The organism is Petrotoga sp. DB-2 (genome assembly GCF_054051725.1).
On sequence record NZ_JBSVZD010000003.1, the window covers coordinates 91,488 to 110,764 of the forward strand.

At 35.8% G+C, this 19,277-nt stretch carries 12 protein-coding genes and 1 pseudogene; 8 read left to right on the forward strand and 5 right to left on the reverse strand.

Going from position 1 to position 19,277, the window contains the following annotated elements:
- The 8 genes from smc (at position 1) to ACW9JY_RS02265 (ending at position 12,224) form a co-directional block, all read left to right on the forward strand.
- Complete coding sequence (gene smc / locus ACW9JY_RS02230; protein WP_457283214.1) at positions 1-3,525, forward strand: chromosome segregation protein SMC; 3,525 nt, start codon at positions 1-3, stop codon at positions 3,523-3,525.
- Complete coding sequence (locus ACW9JY_RS02235; RefSeq protein ID WP_457283215.1) at positions 3,522-4,094, forward strand: methylated-DNA--[protein]-cysteine S-methyltransferase; 573 nt, start codon at positions 3,522-3,524, stop codon at positions 4,092-4,094. The genes smc and ACW9JY_RS02235 overlap by 4 nt, the downstream gene beginning before the upstream one ends.
- A 176-nt stretch (positions 4,095-4,270) precedes the next feature.
- Positions 4,271-5,578 carry a nicotinate phosphoribosyltransferase gene (locus ACW9JY_RS02240; RefSeq protein WP_457283216.1) on the forward strand — a complete coding sequence of 436 codons (1,308 nt, stop codon included), beginning with the start codon at positions 4,271-4,273 and terminating at the stop codon, positions 5,576-5,578.
- A gap of 15 nt (positions 5,579-5,593) precedes the next feature.
- Entirely contained in the window at positions 5,594-6,217 is a 624-nt protein-coding gene (locus ACW9JY_RS02245; protein WP_457283217.1) for a hypothetical protein, read from the forward strand.
- A 15-nt stretch (positions 6,218-6,232) separates the two neighbouring features.
- The gene (locus tag ACW9JY_RS02250) at positions 6,233-7,174 is read left to right on the forward strand and encodes an enolase C-terminal domain-like protein (RefSeq protein ID WP_457283218.1); all 942 of its coding nucleotides are present in this window, start codon (positions 6,233-6,235) and stop codon (positions 7,172-7,174) included.
- 807 nt (positions 7,175-7,981) lie between these two features.
- Positions 7,982-8,479 carry a MarR family winged helix-turn-helix transcriptional regulator gene (locus ACW9JY_RS02255; RefSeq protein ID WP_457283219.1) on the forward strand — a complete coding sequence of 166 codons (498 nt, stop codon included), beginning with the start codon at positions 7,982-7,984 and terminating at the stop codon, positions 8,477-8,479.
- Positions 8,476-10,209, forward strand: a complete 1,734-nt coding sequence (locus tag ACW9JY_RS02260) for an ABC transporter ATP-binding protein (protein ID WP_457283220.1) — start codon at positions 8,476-8,478, stop codon at positions 10,207-10,209. Before ACW9JY_RS02255 ends, ACW9JY_RS02260 begins: the two co-directional genes overlap by 4 nt.
- Positions 10,206-12,224, forward strand: a complete 2,019-nt coding sequence (locus ACW9JY_RS02265) for an ABC transporter ATP-binding protein (RefSeq protein WP_457283221.1) — start codon at positions 10,206-10,208, stop codon at positions 12,222-12,224. The genes ACW9JY_RS02260 and ACW9JY_RS02265 overlap by 4 nt, the downstream gene beginning before the upstream one ends.
- Before the next feature lie 312 nt (positions 12,225-12,536).
- Here ACW9JY_RS02265 and iscB read toward each other — a convergent pair whose 3' ends face one another.
- The 5 genes and pseudogenes from iscB to ACW9JY_RS02290 all read right to left on the reverse strand — a co-directional run bounded on the left by iscB (position 12,537) and on the right by ACW9JY_RS02290 (position 19,267).
- A complete protein-coding gene (gene iscB, locus ACW9JY_RS02270) occupies positions 12,537-13,826 on the reverse strand; it encodes an RNA-guided endonuclease IscB (protein ID WP_457283222.1) in 1,290 nt (429 codons plus the stop codon).
- 434 nt (positions 13,827-14,260) lie between these two features.
- Positions 14,261-14,389: pseudogene (locus ACW9JY_RS02275) on the reverse strand (oligopeptide ABC transporter ATP-binding protein); the annotation flags it as partial.
- A gap of 380 nt (positions 14,390-14,769) precedes the next feature.
- A complete protein-coding gene (locus tag ACW9JY_RS02280) occupies positions 14,770-16,446 on the reverse strand; it encodes an ABC transporter permease (RefSeq protein WP_457283223.1) in 1,677 nt (558 codons plus the stop codon).
- 17 nt (positions 16,447-16,463) lie between these two features.
- Positions 16,464-17,438, reverse strand: coding sequence for an ABC transporter permease (locus ACW9JY_RS02285; RefSeq protein WP_457283224.1), 975 nt, complete (start codon positions 17,436-17,438; stop codon positions 16,464-16,466).
- A 74-nt stretch (positions 17,439-17,512) separates the two neighbouring features.
- Positions 17,513-19,267, reverse strand: coding sequence for an ABC transporter substrate-binding protein (locus ACW9JY_RS02290; protein ID WP_457283225.1), 1,755 nt, complete (start codon positions 19,265-19,267; stop codon positions 17,513-17,515).
- Positions 19,268-19,277: the final 10 nt, after the last annotated feature.

The window sequence follows — 19,277 nt, forward strand, 5'->3', positions numbered from 1 at the left end:
TTGAAACTCTTATCCCTAGAGATAGAGGGTTTTAAAAGTTTTAGCAGAAGAACATATTTTAATTTAGATAAAAATATTATCGCGATAATCGGTCCCAATGGATCGGGTAAATCTAACATTGTAGACGCGATTAGATGGCTATTAGGAGAGCAATCTCAAAAACAGATGAGAATATCAGAAAAAAACGATGTATTGCACATAGGAAGCAATGGAAATGGGTCTTCCAACTATGCAAAAGTTTCGTTAGTAGTACAAAACGATGACAATGAAAAAATTAAGGTCTCGAAAATATTGGAGAAAGACACACCCAACAGGTACTATATAAACAACAAAGTCGCCACGCTTAAAGAATTACAAAATATATTCAACAAAGGAACGGGGAAAAGTTTTTACTCGATTATTGGACAAGGCCAAATTGGTGAAATAGTCAACTCCTCACCTGAAAATATTAGAGATATTGTGTTGGATGCTTCAAACATAGCTAAATACTTAGAAAAAAAAGAAGTATCGATCAATCTATTGAATAAAACAACCGAAAATTTAGACAGAATCAACGATTTACTATTTGTCGTGGATAAAAGATTAAAATCTTTATCCATTAGGGCTGGAAGGGCAAAAAAATACCTAGAATATCGCAAGGAAATTAAAAGAATAGGAAAAATATATTTTGGTGCTTCTAAAATATCATTTCTAAAAAAGATAGAAAAATATCAAAAAGAAATACAAGAAAATTCTCAAAGAATGAAATCTTTGCTATCAGAGCTTTTTGAAGTAGAACGAAGCTACAGAAATTTAAAAAACGAAATAGAAGATACTGACAAACAACTATCCATAAACGGAGACATGGTAGAAAACTACAGGCAAAGGGTTCAAACGATAGAAAATGAAAAAAACCAATTAACAGAAGAACTAAATGAGAACAACTCTTCAATAATAAGCAAAGAGTGGGAAATGAACTCTTTAGAAGAAAAATTGGACAAACTTGAACAACAGTTAAAAGAACTCTCTAAAAACGAAAGAAATTTTAGAGAAATAGAAGAAAAAACCCAAAACAAAACCAACCTTATAAACGAAAAAAAGAACCGTATTATACAGGAAATAGAAAAACAAGAAGAAACGCTCAAAATGTTAGAATCCGAATTATCAAAGGCATCTCAAGAAAAAGAACGAAAAGAAACAGAACTAAAAAACCTCCAAACAACATACAGCAGTAACCAAGAAAGAATTAACTTACTAAAAGATCAAATAAATAGCTTGAAAACAAAATTAGAAAATAACTCACAAAAAATGAAAGAAATAGAAGAACTACTCTCCCATTCAAAAGGGACTGAAATTCAATTAGAACAAAGGTTAAAAAAGAAATTCGATGAGTTAAAACAAACAGAAAACTCTTACAATACCCTTATATCAGAAATTGACTCTCTTCAACAAAATGAAAAGAATCTATTTTACACATATCAATCTTTAAACAGGCAGATCAACGAATACGAAGGATTCTCAACAACGATAAAAGAATTTTTCAAAGTCTTCAAAGATGACGATAACGTAGTGGATGTTGTTGCCAATTTAATTAACACAGAAGAAAGGTATGAAGAAGCGGTTTCGACAATAGCCAGCTCAAGAATACAAAACATAGTAATAAAAAATTCTTCAAAGGCAAAAGAGTATTTGGATCTGGTAAAAAAGGGCAACAATGGAAAAATCACCCTTCTTCCACTTGATCTATTAAGAACTAAAGTTCGATTACAAAAAAACTTCTTAAACGAACCGGGCACAATAGATTTTGTAATTAATTTAGTAAACTACAAACAAGAATATAGAAAGGTTATGGAATACGTTTTCTCTAATGCTTTGTTAGTTGATAATATTGAAACAGCTATAAAAATTTCAAAAATGAAGTATCCTGGAAATATTGTTACTCTCAGCGGCGAGTTAGTCTACTCTTCTGGTGCCATAACCGGAGGAAAATCAAAATACGATCATTCTTCTACGGTACTTAAAAGAAAAAGGGAGATCTCTGAAATAGAAGAAGATCTTAAAAAAATCAGAGTTGACCTTTCAAACAAACAAACCCTATACAACAAAGTAAAAGAAAAACTTAACCTTCAAAAAGAAGAGTTGGAATCTATAAAAGACGAGTTAAGACAAGCAACACTCACGAAAAACTCACATGACTTAGACTACAAAAAAATCAAAGAAGAAACAAGCAATTTGCAAGAAAGTATAACTCTTTACAACGAAAAATTAGCCAACTATGAAGAAAAAAACAAAACCCTTGATCAAGAGATACAATCATTAAAAATGGAAATAGAAAATAACTATCAAAATACTACCCAAACAACTAAAAAAATGCACGAAATCGAAGAAACCATCAAAGACAAAAAAGCCCAACTCAATCAAATAGAAAAAGAGCTTATAGGCCAAGAAATGGAGTTAAAAAGCATAAAAGAAAAGTATGAATACTACAAAAATCAAAAGTTAGCAATTGAAAATGAACTAAAAGAAATAAAAATTAAACAGCAAAAAACAAAAGAATCCTTTGATAACTTAAAAGAAAAAAACGACAAAATAAACCAATCCATAAACGAACTCAATAAAGAAAAAGACTCCCTCAACAACGAAATTTCAAAATTATTTGAACTGATGAAACAAAGTAGAACAGGCAAACATAACAAGGCTAAAGACTTGGAAAATTATGAAAACCGTATAGACAAATTAAAAAATGAAGTAAATACAATAAAACAAAAAAATCAGGAGATTGAATTTGAGATAAAAGAAGCCAACCACAACATACAATTCCTCAAAGAAAAAGCCCAAAACTTAGAAATTAACGAAGAAGAGTTCGAGTTAAAAGAATTATCCGAAAAAGACATAGAAGCCTTAGGGAACAAACAAAAAGAATTGGAAAGTTCATTAAAAAAACTTGGTTCTGTTGATTTAACTGTTTTAGACGAATACGAAGAAGTAGAAAAAGAATACCAAGAAAATCTAAAAAACAAAGAAGATATAATGAAATCAATAAATTCTCTTAAACAAAGTATAAAAAATCTTGATGAAGAAGCTCAACGTCAATTCAACACATTTTTTAACAATCTCAACAAAGAATTCTCATACTTTATCTCAAAACTTTTTCCAAACGGATACGGTGAACTCAGGTTAATTGGTGAGGGCAAAGAGTTTGAGAAAGGAATCCAAATATCTGTAAAAAAATCTGGGATGAACTTTCAAAAACTCTCTCTCTTTTCAGGAGGGGAAAAAGCTCTCATAGCGATAGCTTTTCTCTTCTCACTCATGAATCTAAACCCGAGTCCTTTTTATATACTAGATGAAATCGATGCCCCTTTGGATGATCTAAACGCCGCAAAAATATCAGACTTAATATTAGAGAACTCTAAAAAGTCCCAATTTTTGATAATAACACACAATAAGATAGTGATGGAAATTGCTGAGCTTTTTTACGGAATAACTATGAGAGAAGGAACTACCTACATAGTTCCCGTTGATTTCAAGGAGTTAGAACGATGAAAGCCGTGTTAGGAACGCCTATCGGTAGTGTGATAATCTATGTAAAAAATGACAAGATAACCAAAATAAAACTAACCTTTCAAAAAGAAGGGAGATCTGCAAGGCAAGAGAATAAAGACTTTCCTTCCTTAGAAGGGTGGGCTGCAAGGCAAGAGAATAAAGACTTCCCTTCCTTAGAAGGGCGGGCTGCGGGGCGAAGGGGCGCTAATAAAAATGAGAATTATTACAATTCAAAAACAAAGAAACATTTTGATATAATATATGCATATCTATTCGGAGATCTCCACAAAATCCCAAAAGAAATATTCGATTTCCCAGGTGAAACAGCTTTTGCAAAAAAGGTCTATGAAACTTTGTATAACACAAAAAAAGGAAGTGTAATTACCTACAAAGAATTGGCATCAAAAGCTGGAAATCCAAAAGCTTACAGAACGGTGGGAAATTTGATGAAGAACAACCCTTTACCCATAATTATCCCATGCCACAGGGTGATAAAAAGCGATGGCAGTATAGGAAAGTTTAGTCCAAATATCAAATGGAAAAAATATCTACTCGATTTAGAAAGATGAGAAATGGGTGAAGGGTAAAGCTCCTTTTCCTTATGGGCGGGCTGCGGGGCGAAGGGGCGCAAATAAAGACTAGGCGGAGCTTACATAAAAAAACCTAAAAATCATTTTACAAAACTAACAATCTATTTTTAAAAGCGCCACAAGACGGCGAAAAAATTTATCAGAAGGTGAAAAAAATGGATTTAAACGAAACAAATAAAAGATTACATCCAAAGCTCTTCAAAGTACCCATCGACAAAATAAGAATGGGGTACTACACTGACAAATACTTTACAAGGTATGTAGAAGTCCTAAAAAAAGACAAAAGAAAAGTAAATGTAACCTATCAATTTTTTCCAAGGACGGATTGTGTAGTAGTTGGAATAGATGAAGCACTAGCTCTTCTAACTTATGGAACAGGTTACTACAAAGATGAAGAAAAGGCAAAAGAGATTTTTGATGAAATTTTAACCATAGAAAGAGCAATACAAGACGCCTCTACACGAATGGACAAAGAAGAACTTCTAAATTGTACAAATAAAAAATGGGACCTTAGAATGCTACTAAACAGTTTATGGGTAGATAAATGGGACGAGATAGAGGTACTTGCTTTGAACGATGGAGACGAAGCAAAGAATATGGAGCCCGTGTTCGTAATCAAGGGTAATCCTGCTTTTTTTGGACATTTGGAAACGCTTCTTTTAGGGGTAATGGCAAGGGCTTCCAGCACGGCTACCGCTGTAAAAAAAGTTGTCAACGCTGCCAAAGGAAAACCGATTTTGTTTTTTAGCGCAAGATTTGATCATTTTTGGGTTCAAACAACTGATGGTTATGCAGCCTTGAAAGCTGGAGCCTTTGGAGTATCTACCGATGCAAATGCTGATTATTGGGGAGTTGAATCTCTCGGAACCATACCCCATGCTTTAATTGCCGCTTACAATGGAAACACCTCGGACGCAGCTATAGCTTTTAACAAATATATAGATGGTCATGTAAATAGAATGGTGTTAGTAGACTGGGACAACGACGTTATTGGAACTACCATCAAAGTAGCAAAAGAGTTTTATGAACACATATACGGTGAAAAACCCAATATTGATAGAGGGGATTTGTCCAAAATAGTTGGTGAAGGAAAAGACAAAATTTGGGCCGTTAGATTTGACACATCTGGATCCTTAAGAGATAAATCTGTCATTCCAAAAGACAAATCATCTTTAGGAGTTAACCCTGAGATGGTATGGCGGGCAAGAAGAAAATTCGATGAACTAGGAATGAACAATTTAAAAATAATGGTCTCAGGGGGATTTAACCAAGAAAAAATCGATTTATTTGAAACCCTTGAAGTTCCCGTAGATCTATACGGTGTAGGATCATCGTTGCTAAAACAAAAAATTGACTTCACAGCAGATATAGTAGAAGTCGATGGTAAACCCTGTGCAAAGGTAGGAAGAAAAAAAGGAGACTTCTCACGACTAAAAGTCGTCGAAAGAAATTACTGGGAATAATAATGGAGGTATACTATGTTTTCAATGACTCTCTTTTTAAGTCATTTTGTATCTGATTTTGCCTTTACCAACGTTTATTCTGATAAATTCCTGGAAAAGTCCAGTTATTACAAACATCTAATCTGGGTCTTATTGGTTTTTTTGGCTTTCAATTTTGATATGTTAACGGGATGGATGCTTTTAATAGTTTCACTCTCCGTCCTCCTACACATAGGTATAGACTTACTAAGAATAAAAAACCAAAACACCAACATCTACTTTGAAATCATATTTTTAGGGGCCTTTTTGATCTGGTCATACCTATTCAGAAACTTTTTCCAAGATTCTTTCTTATCTAACGTCTTTCAGTTCTATATTGTAGGAATGATCGTAGCAACAAGTTTTGGAAGCTTCTTATTCAGAACTTTCAACCTATTTGAAAAAGAAAAAAAAGACACAATCGGTGCATCGGAAAGGTTAGCGATATTCATTTTTATGATGGCTCAAAACTACCTTTGGTCCATTATAGCAGTAGGCGCCGGATTAGCATACAAACTTATCTTTGTAAAAGAAAAAAATATAAAAGAGCTAATCTTATCGCCAACCTATGCAATATTAGTTTCCTTATTTTGGTATTTACTAATGCAAAATATATACTAAGAGGGCTGAAAATTCATGAAAGAAAGAAAAAGAGACGTATACTACTGGCAAGAAAGAACGATCTTAAAAAATCTAAATATAGAATGGCAAGAGCATGCTATATTTAAATTCATAGACAAACAAGGAATTCAGGGGGTTGGGGCAGCCACCCCCAATTACTATTTTGGTGAGACATTTAAAACTACCATGGCGATATTGGAATTAATTAGAGATCTATTTGAAATGGAAGATGATATTGAAAACCTACCCAACATCGAAGAAAAATTCAATGAAAAGATAAAAAGAGACAACTCTTCAAAAACCGCTGTTTTTTTAGCGATCTTTGACTACCTAACAAACAAATACAATTACGATCCTGCAAAATTGCTCTTCCCGACTAAAAAAAGTATCTCGCAGGAATCTCTCTTTAGAATTTTTTGGAAAAAAGACATTAATATATTTGACTTACTTCCAGAAATTCAAAAAGATGAAAAAATTATAAAAATAGAGTTCTTAGAAAAACCGTTGCTCACAGAGTTTGAAAAAATATTGAAACTCTTCAAAGGTAAAAAACTATGGATTGACCTGAGAGGTTTATTCTCCCACCATGAAATCAGACAAATTCTAAAACTTTTGAAAACCTCTGAAACTATGGCTTTAGAACAACCAACCCCGAAGTATAAAGAAAATACTTTAAGCAATCTACAAATAAACTACCCAATTTTTTGGGATGAATCCATCGAACAACCTGAGGATATTATCAGAGTATCAAATATTGCTTCAGGAGTCGTCTTAGATATCACCAAAGTTGGTGGACTAACCAACTTAAAAAAACACTACGACCTAGCCAATATCCTCAACTTGGAAACAGTCATCTCCACAAGAATAGAACACCCCATAAATCTAAACTGGTCTAACAAAATAAAAAACGCATTCGATATAATAGATTTGAATATAAATCATTATATTGTAATATAATATACTGGCCAGTAATATACTGGTGAGTATATTACTAGCCAGTATATTACTATGATGCTTAATTTTATAAATTTCTCTTCTTGTCAGCATTTCTAATGGTGGTTTAAGTCCCCTTCGCTCCACAGTCTGCACAAAAGGAATGAAAAAAGTAATACTCTACAACACAACATCAAAACCGTCAAAGAAATTTTCCCCTCTTGGTTTAGCAGCTTGCTCCTTAAAAATTGGGAAATTTTGCTCAGTAACTCCTCTAAACGAAGTATTAATCTCTCCCCCTCCCCTCGACTCATTCAAAAGATATAAACTATTAATCAAAATTTCAAATAAAAACTTGATATTTCAAAAAAAGATAGTATACTAACTATTAGTATGCTAATAGTTAGTAAGTTAATTATTAGCATACTAATAGAATATTGACGCAGCCGTTGAAACTACAGATCTTTTCCTCAAATGGGCGGGGTTGTGGTGCGAAAGGGTAAAGCTCCATCCTTAAATGGGTGGGCTACCGAATGAAAATGAAGAAATAAAGATTTTCTTCCTTATGGGTGGGGAGCGGGGGTAGGGTGCTAATAAAGACTAAGCAAAGTTTACAAGAAAACTATACAAACAATTAACTCACAAAAAAGTTCTGGTTTTAAAAAGGTCACAGGGCGAAGCCCTCCCCCACCACGGGTTAGGGGCCGCAGGTTCTTTCCTCAAATGGGTGGGCTGCGGGGGAAGGGCGCTAATAAAGACTCTTTTCCTCACGGGTGGGGAGCGGGGTGAAAGGGCGCTAAATAATAAAGATGAAATGAGAGGAGAAAAGAAATGAAAGACAAAACACTTTGCACCGAAAATTTCCCTTTTGATAAACTCAATCCATCAACGATCAACGTTGTCCAACAATTCTTTCAAGTGATGAATCTCCAAAGACAGTTAAATTTCAAAATTATGGCAGAAAAAGATGTCTATCCTGGACAAGGAGTCTGTTTATGGTACATTTGGAAAAACCCTGGTATAAATCAAACAAATCTTGCAAAGCTCATGAACGTAGCTCCTCCAACGGTTTCTTTGATTCTTAAAAGGCTAGAGAAAATGGGACTCATACTCCGCAAATCCGATCCTGATGACATGCGCACACTTCAGATGTTCTTAACTGAAAAAGGAGAGGAAGAAATAAAAAATTTAAAAACTTCCTTTTCAAAGATCGTGAGATACAGCTTTGAAGGGTTATCAGACGAAGAACTAAATACCTTTAACGAGTTACTAAAAAAAATATCCAACAACCTATCAAAACATTTACAAAAAGGAGAAGATCAAGGATGAGAACCATACTAAGCAAATATTTAAAACAGTATTATAAAGAGGTAATTTTGGCATTGGTGTTACTTACCGTCCAAGCTGTCTCAAACTTATACCTTCCAAACTTAAATGCAGACATTATCAACAACGGTGTTGCCAAAGGAGACCTCAATTATATCATGCAAGCAGGAGGGAGGATGTTGTTATTTTCCCTATTACTCGTAGGTGCTGCTATAGGGGCGACATTTTTTGCATCTAGAATCTCTGCAAAATTTGCACATGACTTACGTAAAGATCTTTACTATAAGGTACTTAGTTTCTCTCAAAACGATATAGACAAGTTTGGAACCGCCTCGCTGATAACGAGAAACACGAATGATGTATACCAAATTCAGATGTTGATATTGATAATGTTGAATGTGATGATTCTTGCACCCATAATGGCAATAGGTGGTGCCATTATGGCTATACGTCAAGACGTTGTCCTTTCTACTTCGCTTTTAGTGATAATCCCACTGATGGGAATTGTTGTATTCTTTCTAATGCGTAAGGCAATTCCACTATTTAAAAGCATGCAAATAAAACTCGATAACGTCAACCGTGTTCTACGTGAAAAATTAATGGGCGTACGCGTCATCAGGGCTTTCGTGAAAGATAAAAGTGAAGAAAAAAGATTCGACAAAGTTAATAGCGACTTAACCCAAACCGCCATAAAAGTAAACAGATTATTAGCATTAGGTATGCCTCTTCTAATGCTTATTATGAACCTTTCAACTGTTAGTATTCTCTGGTTTGGTTCAATGCGAATAGACAGTGGAGCAATGCCAATAGGCAACTTGACAGCCTTCTTAACATATATCATGGAAATACTCATATCAATAATGATGGCAATGATGATGTTTGTCATGTGGCCTCGTGCTGAAGCATCTGCTGATCGTATCAAAGAAGTATTAGAAACAGAACCTACGATTAATGAACCAGACGATCCCGTAATTTTAAAAAGTAAAAAAGGCACTATCTCCTTCAAAAATGTGACATTCAAATACGAAGGCGCTGAGGAACCCGTACTAAGAAATATTTCATTTGAAGCAAAACCAGGCAAAACTACCGCAATTGTAGGTAGCACCGGAAGCGGTAAAAGCACTCTTATAAACTTGATCCCACGTTTTTACGAAGTCACCGAAGGGAAGATAGAAATCGACGGTGTAGATATAAGAGAACTGTCGATGGAAAACCTTAGAGACTCACTAGGTTTTGTACCTCAAAAAGCTTATCTATTCAGTGGAACGATAGCTTCCAACCTAGCATATGGTAAGAAAGATGCAACTGAAGAGGAAATGTGGCATGCCTTAGAAATAGCCCAAGCGAAGGATTTTGTAGAAGAATTACCTGATAAACTACAAGCTCCAGTTGATCAAGGAGGAACGAACTTCTCCGGTGGTCAAAGGCAACGTCTATCTATTGCAAGGGCAATTGTCAAAAAGCCAAAGATCTATATATTCGACGATAGTTTCTCTGCTTTGGATAACCGAACCGATGCGAACCTTCGTGAAGCCTTAAAGGAAGAGACTAAAAACTCTACAGTTATAATAGTAGCTCAAAGGGTAAGTACCATACTTAATGCAGACTTAATAATCGTTCTAAACGACGACGGAACGATAGCTGGGCAAGGAAAACATTCAGATCTTATGCAATCATGTGAAGTATATAGAGAGCTCGTAAAATCCCAGTTACCAGAGGAGGAAACCGCATGAGTCACAATAATACAAAAACTTCTAAAAGTTCAACCAACCGACATATGGGGATGGGAATGGGAAGGCGAGGAGGAGCAACCCCTGGGGAAAAGCCAAAAAATTTTTGGGGTTCCTTAAAAAGATTACTTGGATATTTAAAACCTCAATTAATACCACTTTTGTTCGTTGTTTCTTTTGCCGTTTTAGCTACGGTCTTTATGATAACAGCCCCTAAGATAATAGGGAACGCCACAAATGTTTTGTTCGAAGGTATAATTAGCAAAAATATGCCCGAAAATATGACAAAAGAAGAAGCTATACAAATGCTTAAGCTCTCAGGGAACGATCAAATCGCTGAAATGATTGGGCCAATGAATATAGTCCCAGGTGAGGGAGTTGATTACAACAAACTCGTACAAATCTTATTGACCCTATTAGTAATTTATGGTTTATCAGCCCTGTTCAATTGGCTACAGCAATATATGATGGCTGGTGTCTCTCAAAAATCCATCTATAGTCTCAGAAAAGAAGTTGACAAAAAACTAGCAACACTTCCACTTAAATATTTTGATAGTCATTCCCACGGTGATATTCTCAGTAGAGTAACCAATGATATTGATAATATAGGAAGAACGCTTCAACAAACGTTAACACAGATCATAACAGCTACTGTCACTATAATCGGTGTAATAGTTATGATGTTAACGATAAGTCCATTGCTCACATTAATAGCCTTGACGATGATTCCTTTATCTCTGATTGTCACAATGTTCATTGTAAAAAAATCTCAGAAACAGTTTGAAACGCAGTGGGACAGTACGGGAAAACTCAACGGTCATGTAGAGGAAACATATTCAGGCCATAACATTGTAAAGGTTTTCAACAAACAAAAAGAAGCTAAAGAAACATTCGACAACGAAAACGCTAGATTATACCAAGCAAGTTTCAAATCTCAGTTCATATCAGGCATAATACGACCTGCAATAGCTTTTCTAAACAATCTTAACTACGTAGCTGTCAGCGTTATCGGTGGACTTAGGGTAGCAAACGGTCTAATGACACTTGGAGATGTACAGGCGTTCATTCAGTACTCAAGAATGTTCACCCAACCAATAGTTCAAACAGCTAATATTATAAATATTTTACAATCAACCGTCGCTTCTGCTGAAAGAGTATTCGAACTCCTAGATGAAGAGGACGAAGTTCCTGATCCAATCGATCCTGTAGAATTACCTGAAGTAGAAGGAAGAATAGCGTTTGAAAACGTATCTTTCAGTTATGATCCTAAAAAACCTTTGATAGAGGGCTTAAACTTAGTTGTACATCCTGGAGAAAATGTAGCGATAGTTGGCCCAACAGGCGCTGGAAAAACAACACTTGTAAACCTTCTAATGAGATTCTACGATGTCACAGATGGAAGAATAACCTTGGACGGAACTGATATTAGGCAAATGAGAAGATCAGACCTTAGAAAAAACTTTGGTATGGTGCTTCAAGATACCTGGCTTTTTGGAGGCACGATAAAAGAAAATATCGCTTACGGTAAAGAAGATACCTCTGATGAAGAGATCATGGAAGCTGCTAAAGCGGCGTATGTGGATCATTTTGTGAGAACATTACCCCATGGTTACAACACAATAATAGACGAAGAAGCCTCGAACCTATCACAAGGTCAAAGACAATTGATAACCATCGCAAGAGCTTTCCTTGCAGACCCTAAAATTTTGATCTTGGATGAAGCGACGAGCTCTGTCGACACACGTACAGAAACATTAATACAACAAGCTATGGAAAAATTGATGAAGGGACGCACAAGTTTTGTAATTGCTCATAGATTATCTACAATCAGGAATGCCGATACGATCTTAGTAATGAATCATGGTTCCATTGTAGAAACTGGAAATCACGAAGAACTCATGAAAAATAAAGGCTTTTACTACAATCTCTACATGAGCCAATTTTTAGGAATCGATTTAAAAAAACCAATAAAAGAACTAAAAACACCACAAGAAAATATAGCATCTGTCAAAAGCTAAACTTTCTCCACCCCAACTAAGTTGGGGTGTTGAATGGATGAAAGTAATAAAATAATTTCCGAAAATGCGCCCTAAATGGGCGTTTTTTCAATTAAAAATTGCCAATAATTTCCACTTCAGAATTATATTTGGTTATTGATTTTTTCAAATCACGTAATGTAGAAATAGTGAGCATAGAAAAACAAATGGTGAATTTCGAAAAGATATTCATTTCATATACTAATGGGGATAGGGGAAGACAAAACTAAACTCTTGGCGGGATTTTATTCACTCTTTCCCGCCAACTTTTATATTCACTTCGGCTGAAAGCTATTAAACTTTTCTAAACATGTATGGTTCAACAGCTTCTGTCCTAACTGGTTTTGAAAGCCCTGCAAGTTTAATATAACTTCCCTTGTTTTGTATGCCTTTAACAGTATACTTTCTACCTTCGTATATAACTATATCCTTTGGTTGGTAGAAATACCTTTGAATACGTATGCTTCTTCTACCTTTAGTTACTTTCTTGCCTCGATACTTTCTAAGGTTCTCTGTATTGTGATTCTTATTGCGTGTTCTTCTACCGTTAAACAACTCTTGTCCTTTCTTAGTAGAACCATCTCTTGTATCTATATACTTTGCATCATAAAATTTCTCTAACGAACGATTGTTTCGTCTAATTTGTTCGAAGTATATAGGTTCTATTCTTCTTTGATTAGTTCCGCCTGCAATACAAAATGCATCGTTATAGTGAGTCTTGTCAAGGTTAAACTCTATTCTTCTGGATTTAGTTATATAACCGTATGTGTACCCACAACCAAGCATATCTATTAGTTTCCATCTAATGGTTGTCATAAAAGTAGCCGCTTTCAATGGTTTATAAACAGGTTTCATTCCATAAAGCTTACCATTTTCCCCATGATTTGCTGGGTTATGACATTTGGTACAAAGTGTAATCAAATTGCTTGGCCTATCAGTTCTATCGCCTTTCCAATAACCTATATGATGTATTTGCAACGGGACGTTAGTTTTGCCACATAATTGACAAGTGTGATTATCTCTGTGAAATATATACTCACGAAGATTATAAAAATCTCGTTGTTCTCCTTGTTGGTACTCTATACCTTCTATGTTAGGATTTTTAATCTTCTGAGTATCGAATTTTGCTACTTCAATTACTATGCTCGTTATTGGAAGTATATTCTTAATGAATTCTATAAATCGAATATGAGTATCTAACTTATGTTGGATACTAGGAGCTAACCAGCCATCAGGTTTTCTACGATTATCGAACCTTGGTTCTCTATACCTTAACCTATTTCTCCGAATTCTACGATACATTCCCTTTTCTTTGATAAGCTCACTTACATCATCTCTAAGTTCAACTTCTCCTGATAATACTTCTTCTTTCTCTGTTACAGCAGAAAAACCTATATGTTTGTGACCGCTATCTACACCAACCGTTATAGGTTGAGTGTAATGTGTTGTGTCATAAGTAAGTTGTATAGTGAACGGTTTGTTTCTAACTACTGTTGCTTTACCACTTCTAAGCAAATGCTTAACTTTACCATGCCTTTTAGTAGGCATTAAAGGTGTACAATCTTTCGCAATAACGTATACCATTTTTAGATCTCCTTACGGAAATAAATCCGCTTTTCAGCGGTAGGTTCACTTCGCCAATGTTATTCAAGGTTTTTAGTAGCAACACTTTTCCTACCATCAGAAATGTTTAATCACTACACTTAGAGTCTGGGACTAGTGAAGTATCCCAGAGTAACTATATCATTCTTGAATAACGTAGTCAATTAAGACTTAGGCTAATCAACTGACTTGTAGTTTCCTACAAGTCACTACCCTCTAGGGTAGTTGGCTGTTGACTCTAGGGTCTAAGAAACCGTATATTAAATCTAAAATTACGATACCGCAGATGTATAAAAGAGTTGTAAAAGACGACAAATTACCCAAAAAAACCAGGAATATCATCCTGCTGAATAGTAGCCAAAAAAGGTTCCCCATTCCAGGCCAATTAAATATACCTTCGATGATCAATGCTATAGATGTAAAGACCTTTCAATTATTTCGTCTGCGTCACTTAACTCAACTATTCTTCCAAGATACATAAATACTATCCTATCGTAAAAATATCCATCAGTTGATAAGTCATGAGTTATGTATAGATACGTTAGTCGTGAACTACTTCATCAATGAATTGACGAGCTTCGGATTCCCACTGAAATGATGTTCTTTTCATTAGTACATCTCTGATGTATCCAACACCACTACTCCTGGATTGGTTCTACCAATCCTACACAAATACTTTTTTGTATTTTTGTTCGTATTAGGATGTTCTTTTGTACCTCGAATATTTTACGCGGGGAAGGTAAGCGCGGTTATCGCATATTTTCTCCCTGCAACCTCATATATTCAGTTGTCAAAGAATATACAACTATATACATTATACATATTTCGACGTCTGTCAAATAGTGATGGAGAGGTTTGAAAAAATGGTGGACTCATGCTGGTGAGCATAATAAAAAACCCCACAAAGTACGGGGGTTTATATTAATTATAGACCCAAGGCTCGTGGATCCAGCGCATCCCTTATGGCATCTCCGAATAAATTGAAGGCAAGAACCGTTATAATGATAAACAATCCTGGTAAAAGCACCCATGGGTAACTGGTTAAAACTTGGATATCCTGAGCCTGAGAAAGCATCAAGCCCCAAGAGGCTCCAGGTTCTGTTACTCCCACGCCCAAGAAACTGAGACTAGCCTCACCTAAAATATATCCTGGTATAGATAAGGTAGCAGAAACGATTACGTAAGTGTAGGTGTTTGGTAACAAATGGTTCCAAATCACTTTTCTTGGAGGATATCCTAAGGCTATGGCTGCTTGAACAAACTCTGTTTGCTTCAAACCCATAGTCATTCCTCTTATAACCCTTGTCATTCCGGGCCATCCAATAAAGGACAGAATTACAACTATCAAAAGATACCGAATCTCTGGTGAGATACCTGTAGGCAACACAGCACTTAAAGTTAATATCAAATAAAGGCTAGGAATGGACATTAATATTTCCGTGAACCTCATAGTCACTTCGTCCACCCATCCTCCAAAGTATCCTGCCAAACCGCCTAAAAAAATACCGATTGTAAATGTTAATAATATTCCAATCAACCCTATAGAAAGGGAAATACGGGAAGCAAAGAATATCCTACTGAAAATATCCCTTCCATATTGGTCTGATCCCCATACATACAGAATCCCATCGTTTGAAAAATAATCAGACAGTGAAGGCAATTTTGGTTTTTCAACTCCAAATAAATGTAAATTGGTAGGAAAAAGGCCTAAAAGCTTGTAATCCCAAGAATGAATAAAGAATTCGATTGGATAATTTTTCAAATTAACCGCTTGCAAATCTGACGGAGTCAATACAACAGGTATAAAATCAAAATAAACATTTATTTCTTCCAACGTTGTGAAAGTATCTATGCTGATAATTTCTTGATTTCTTATTTTAGGAGCGTATCTATAATCGCTTTTGTAAGTATTAATTGCCATACTTCTGTTATCTTCGTTAACAACAATCGTCTCTCCACTCAAAAGTTTTGAAAAACTAACGTCAAAAAGGCCATTTTCAAATGAAACGGGGCCATTTAAGTTTTCTTCTTTAGTAAAATAATATAAAGGAATCAAATTCTGATCGTATTTTCGATTAGTTGCTAATTCAATGTACTCCCCATCGGCAGTTTTTGCCATGACGGTATTTTTAAATGTATAAGTTATATCTGAAACTGTTGCATTGTAAGTTGGATTATATGCACCCAATTCAAAGGTAGTTAAATTACCCGTTTCGGGATCTCTTGCCTTAATTATATCCAAATGGGTTGCTTCTACATAATTACTCTCGTACGTGATTGGATCTCTTTCACTCATATACAGGTAAGTATGAGGGCCAACTCTTTCTCCTGTGAATAAATCTTTTCTATAAATCTTAGAAGGTGGTGCAAATCTATACGAAATATGGTTATTAAATGGATTCATCGGAGAGACAAAATCAGCAAATATAGCCAATAAATATAATATAATCAACACGACAAGAGATATCATTCCCAATTTATGCCTTTTTAATGCCCTCCAAATAAGTGCAGGGGTTGACATGAATTCTCGTTCAAAAAGTTCTTCATCGGTTTGTGTGTTTTGGGGTGTGTTCTTCAAATTATCCTTCTGCTTTTTTCTCACTTATAAATCCCTCCAATTTAAGCACTCATTCTTAATCTGACACGAGGATCAGATGCAGCAAGTAAGATATCAGCGATCAAATTACCAGTAATTAAAAGAATACCTTGCAAAAACAAATTTGCCATCACCAAATAAATATCTTGCTGAAATATCGCATCTCTCATCAATGATCCTAAACCTGGCCACGAAAATACATATTCTGTTACCAAGGCACCACCCAATATCGAGGCTAAACTGAATCCCAGTGAGGTAATTACAGGATTGATAGCGTTTCTCAACGTATGCTTGTAAATGACTACATCTGAAGGCATCCCCTTTGCTCTTGCAAACTCTGCATAATCTTGGTTCATCTCATCTAACATCTGGCCTCTCATAATACGCATAGTTCCAGCAAGAGATGCGGTTCCCAAAGTAACTACAGGACCGGCCACATGCCAGAAAAAATCACCTATCTGCTTGTACCAGGGAAAATTAGCAAATTCGCGTGAAAGCATCCCACCAATTGGAAATATTCCCGTATTTGCGGCCCACATTAACCATAATAGAGCGAAAAAGAAGTTTGGAATTGAAATACCTATGAGTCCAAGAGTTGAAAGGGCTTGGTCCGTAAATTTGTATTGGTGAAGCGCCGCTGTTATCCCTAAAGGTATACCAATCCCCCAGGTAAAGATAAAAGTTGTTACACTTAATAAAAGTGTTGCTTCTAACCTTCTGAGCATAACCTCCCAAACATCCATTTTATAGATGAAAGAGTATCCCCAATCTCCCCGCAGAACGTTTCCTAACCACAAAAAATACTGGGTTACAGGGTTTTTATCTAATCCATACAATGTTTCTAATTCTTGAAGTTGTTCACGACTGATATTGGGGTTTATTCTATATGTATCTAAAAAATCACCAGGTGCCAATTGCATTACAAAAAATGAGATAACCGATACTCCCAACAATACAGGTATAGCAAGAATAAGTCTTCTAACTATATATTTAAGCAAGATCGAAGCCTCCTTACTACGATTTTAAAAAGGCAGAAGGTCTCCCTTCCGCCCTTATTTACTAAACCTAAAAATTACTGTTCTTTCCAAGTGTACTGAGCATTCCATAAACTTCCAGTGTAAGGGTTAATCGTTCCATGTTTCTCTACAGGATACAAATGTAAAGTGTTTTTATACAAGAGCAAATAATTTTGAGAAATTGTGTAAACTAAGATCTGATTCTCTGCAATCAACATTTGCCATTCGTCCCAAAGCTCTTGGATCTCATCTTTGTCCAAAATTGAGCGTTGAATTCTCATAATCTCATCAATTCTTTTTTCGGCAGGGTGTACCCAATATTCATTTGGATCAACCCATTCCATAACTTCAGGAGACCAGTTCCAGAAGTGTAATCCACCATCTAACAACCAAACGTTTTGACTCCATCCAGGATCGTCTCCTCCAACTAATCCAATGATAATTGCATCCCAGTTAGGTGAATACATTCTCTGAACTAGAGCGTTGAACTGTATAGGTCTGTAATTTACTTTGATTCCTAGTTTTGCTAAGGAATCAACTAAAATAACAGCAATTTCGTTTCTTACCACGTTTTCCCCGTTGGTGTTCAATTCAAATTCAACGACGTTTCCATCCCAATCGACTAACTCACCACTCTCATTCCAACTGAACCCTGCTTCTCTTAAAAGTCTCTGGGCTGTAACAAGTGAATATCTGAATCCCAATTCCTCGATTTCTGGATTGTAGAAAGCAGAAGAATTAGTTCTTGGACCATAGTTAGGCACACCTAAACCGTTGTACAAAGTATCTATGATAGTTTGTTTATCAAAGGCATACGCTACAGCTTTTCTGAAATTATCGTTTCTGAACCATGCTCTATGAACAGGATCGGCTGCATTGAAATTGAAAGCCACAAAGTTTGACCCGGCGGTCGCTGGTCCTACTATTACATTCCATCCCTTCTCCTCGGCTTGAGCTCTCAGAGATGGGAAATCCTTAGCTTGAGGACCATACAAATCTATTTCTCCTGCCTCGAATCTCAATCTTTCAACGTTCGTGTCTGTCACTATTTCATAGACAACTCTATCTAAGTAAGGAAGTTGAACCCCGTCTTTTGACTTTTCAAAGTAATATGGGTTTCTTTCCAAAACTACCCTTACGCCTTCGGTGTACTCTGTAACTTTAAAGGGCCCACCAACTACTATTTGATCGACTTGTTCTACCGTCCAGGTGGACTGGAAGGTTTCTGCATCCGTTACTTTATCTTCTAAAACATGTTTTGGCATTATGAAAAGTTCGCCACCGAGTGTTTCAAGCCCAAATCTGAACGTTGTAGGATATTTGAACATTATTCTATTACCTTCGACAGTCAATTCTGGGAGATTGCCTTCAGCATCCATATAAAAATCGTTACCATCTGCTGTTAAATCTGGAACTATTATCTTTTCCCATGTGAACACTACATCGTCAACGGTTAATGGATGTCCATCAGACCATTTAACTCCCTCTCTCATCTCAAACCAGTAGAGTGTACCTCCATCTTCTGTATGTTCTACTCCCCAATCTTTTGCAAGTGACGGTTGTGTTGGTTGTCCATAAAAATCACTACCTAGTAATGTGACAAGAGTCCAACTGATAATATCCTCAGATGATGTTTCTTGAGACCAGTAAATATTCAAAGTTTTTGGGCCAGAAGTTGTTGCAAGGTACAGGGTTCCTCCTTTTTGACCACCTTCCACATCGGCGATAAGCCACTCAGGGTTGTAAGCTTCTTGCGCAAAAATCGCCAAAGCGCTTAAAGTAATGACTAAAAGTACCAACAACTTTCTCATGTGAATCCCT